The sequence below is a fragment of the Franconibacter helveticus LMG 23732 genome (assembly GCF_000463115.2).
Taxonomy (GTDB): domain Bacteria; phylum Pseudomonadota; class Gammaproteobacteria; order Enterobacterales; family Enterobacteriaceae; genus Franconibacter; species Franconibacter helveticus.
Genome location: NZ_AWFX01000053.1, coordinates 1 through 2393, shown reverse-complemented (window position 1 = coordinate 2393; position 2393 = coordinate 1). Strand labels below are relative to the sequence as shown.

Annotated in this window: 5 protein-coding genes; 2 read left to right on the top strand and 3 right to left on the bottom strand. The window is 48.3% G+C overall.

Annotated elements, in window-relative coordinates; all coding sequences use genetic code 11:
- Positions 1 to 26: 26 nt before the first annotated feature.
- Complete coding sequence (locus DW56_RS23235) at positions 27 to 140, top strand: hypothetical protein (RefSeq protein ID WP_059570819.1); 114 nt, start codon at positions 27 to 29, stop codon at positions 138 to 140.
- A 228-nt stretch (positions 141 to 368) separates the two neighbouring features.
- Here the strand turns inward: DW56_RS23235 and DW56_RS22495 are convergent, their stop codons facing one another.
- Complete coding sequence (locus DW56_RS22495; RefSeq protein WP_016247612.1) at positions 369 to 668, bottom strand: hypothetical protein; 300 nt, start codon at positions 666 to 668, stop codon at positions 369 to 371.
- 23 nt (positions 669 to 691) lie between these two features.
- Positions 692 to 931 carry a hypothetical protein gene (locus tag DW56_RS18025; protein WP_001560795.1) on the bottom strand — a complete coding sequence of 80 codons (240 nt, stop codon included), beginning with the start codon at positions 929 to 931 and terminating at the stop codon, positions 692 to 694.
- Positions 932 to 1163: 232 nt separating this feature from the next.
- Between DW56_RS18025 and DW56_RS18020 the strand changes: the two genes are divergently transcribed.
- Entirely contained in the window at positions 1164 to 1352 is a 189-nt protein-coding gene (locus DW56_RS18020) for a Rop family plasmid primer RNA-binding protein (RefSeq protein WP_000165998.1), read from the top strand.
- 47 nt (positions 1353 to 1399) lie between these two features.
- Here the strand turns inward: DW56_RS18020 and DW56_RS18015 are convergent, their stop codons facing one another.
- On the bottom strand, positions 1400 to 1666 hold the full coding sequence (locus DW56_RS18015; RefSeq protein WP_223173001.1) for a hypothetical protein: 267 nt from the start codon (positions 1664 to 1666) through the stop codon (positions 1400 to 1402).
- Positions 1667 to 2393: the final 727 nt, after the last annotated feature.

The following is a 2393-nucleotide window of genomic DNA, read 5'->3' as shown; positions in this document are numbered from 1 at the left end:
AGGCAGTTCGCTCCAAGCTGGACTGTATGCACGAACCCCCCGTTCAGTCCGACCGCTGCGCCTTATCCGGTAACTATCGTCTTGAGTCCAACCCGGAAAGACATGCAAAAGCACCACTGGCAGCAGCCACTGGTAATTGATTTAGAGGAGTTAGTCTTGAAGTCATGCGCCGGTTAAGGCTAAACTGAAAGGACAAGTTTTGGTGACTGCGCTCCTCCAAGCCAGTTACCTCGGTTCAAAGAGTTGGTAGCTCAGAGAACCTTCGAAAAACCGCCCTGCAAGGCGGTTTTTTCGTTTTCAGAGCAAGAGATTACGCGCAGACCAAAACGATCTCAAGAAGATCATCTTATTAATCAGATAAAATATTTCTAGATTTCAGTGCAATTTATCTCTTCAAATGTAGCACCTGAAGTCAGCCCCATACGATATAAGTTGTTGACAGGATTAACCAAAAACTTGAGAACCTCACCAGAAGGACCAAAGAATGTCATCTTTGTCGTTTCCCCATTCGTCTCTCCATTCTTATATTCGAATGATTTACCATCAAGAAAAGCTGCATTAGGTGAAAGCATTATCTTTAAATCTCGTCCTTCACACTGATAATGGAATTGTTGTGCAAATGAACTTGCAGAAAGAAGAAGCAGCGAACAAAAAAGTATCTTTTTCATATCAGTCCTTTAAATTTAAAAAATCACTCACCACTCATGCTATCAATAGATTTCTTAACCTCTCCAGCCCTCTCGACTAAAGCATGATTTCTCTTCAGCATAAATGTATAGCCGATCCGACTAATTGGATTCATTGCGTTGTATGTATATGCAACCTCAAATAAAGATACTCCTCGCTGATTTTGCTCAGATCCAATCCAAGCACCATAGCCAACCAACAGCAAAAAAACGACGATAACAGTAATGCAGATTTTTTTTATCATTCCCTATCCAGATAATATGAAGAAAACAGAATTGAACATAACATCCGTTGCCCGCACCGCCTCAGGCGCCCTCAGGGCGTTTCTGAGGACTCCGGCCTGAAACATACACCTTTCTGTGCCCATATCGAGAAAAAACGCCCCTGATGATTTCTGCGTACCTGCATGGCTATGCACTCAAGTGAATGAAGTAAGATTTCAGTCTGCGATCACCATAAAACCGGGAAAAAGCCGTATGACAAAACAGGAATCAGCCGCACTGAACATGGCAAAATTTATCCGGGCGCAGTCGCTGCTGCTGCTCGAAAAACTCGACGTACTCGATCTTGATGACGAGGCAGCCGACTGTGAGCGAATGCACGAACAGGCAGAAGCGCTTTATCAGAAGCTGAGCGCACGCTTCGGTATACAGGACGGCGAATAAAGAGACGAAAAGAACGCTCACTTAGACGAAAAGCGTATCCAGGGCAACTATGTATATCCACCGTGTACATAGTCATGCCTGACGCTTTCGAGCAGGTCGAGCATGTAGGAACGACGAGCTTGATTGGTATCGGACACAATATGGCGATACGCCTCAAACATAACAGCACCCGCATCACCGCCCGAACGGCGAAGCATAGCGGAAATCATCCGCACAAAGAGCAGACGTTCATCGGGGCAAAGGTTCATAAGTTCTCCTGGTGAAAAACCAAACATGAAGCACCCATCTATTAACGTCAGCTGTGAACGCTTCATTACGCTTCATTAAAATAGGTAAACCCGGGAAAAAGATCCAAACGTTAACATCACAGGTAAACAGAAACGTCGGGTCGATCGGGAAATTCTTTCCCGGACGGCGCGGGGTTGGGCAAGCCGCAGGCGCGTCAGTGCTTTTAGCGGGTGTCGGGGCGCAGCCCTGAACCAGTCACGTAGCGCTAGCGGAGTGTATACTGGCTTACTATGTTGGCACTGATGAGGGTGTCAGTGAAGTGCTTCATGTGGCAGGAGAAAAAAGGCTGCACCGGTGCGTCAGCAGAATATGTGATACAGGATATATTCCGCTTCCTCGCTCACTGACTCGCTACGCTCGGTCGTTCGACTGCGGCGAGCGGAAATGGCTTACGAACGGGGCGGAGATTTCCTGGAAGATGCCAGGAAGATACTTAACAGGGAAGTGAGAGGGCCGCGGCAAAGCCGTTTTTCCATAGGCTCCGCCCCCCTGACAAGCATCACGAAATCTGACGCTCAAATCAGTGGTGGCGAAACCCGACAGGACTATAAAGATACCAGGCGTTTCCCCCTGGCGGCTCCCTCGTGCGCTCTCCTGTTCCTGCCTTTCGGTTTACCGGTGTCATTCCGCTGTTATGGCCGCGTTTGTCTCATTCCACGCCTGACACTCAGTTCCGGGTAGGCAGTTCGCTCCAAGCTGGACTGTATGCACGAACCCCCCGTTCAGTCCGACCGCTGCGCCTTATCCGGTAAC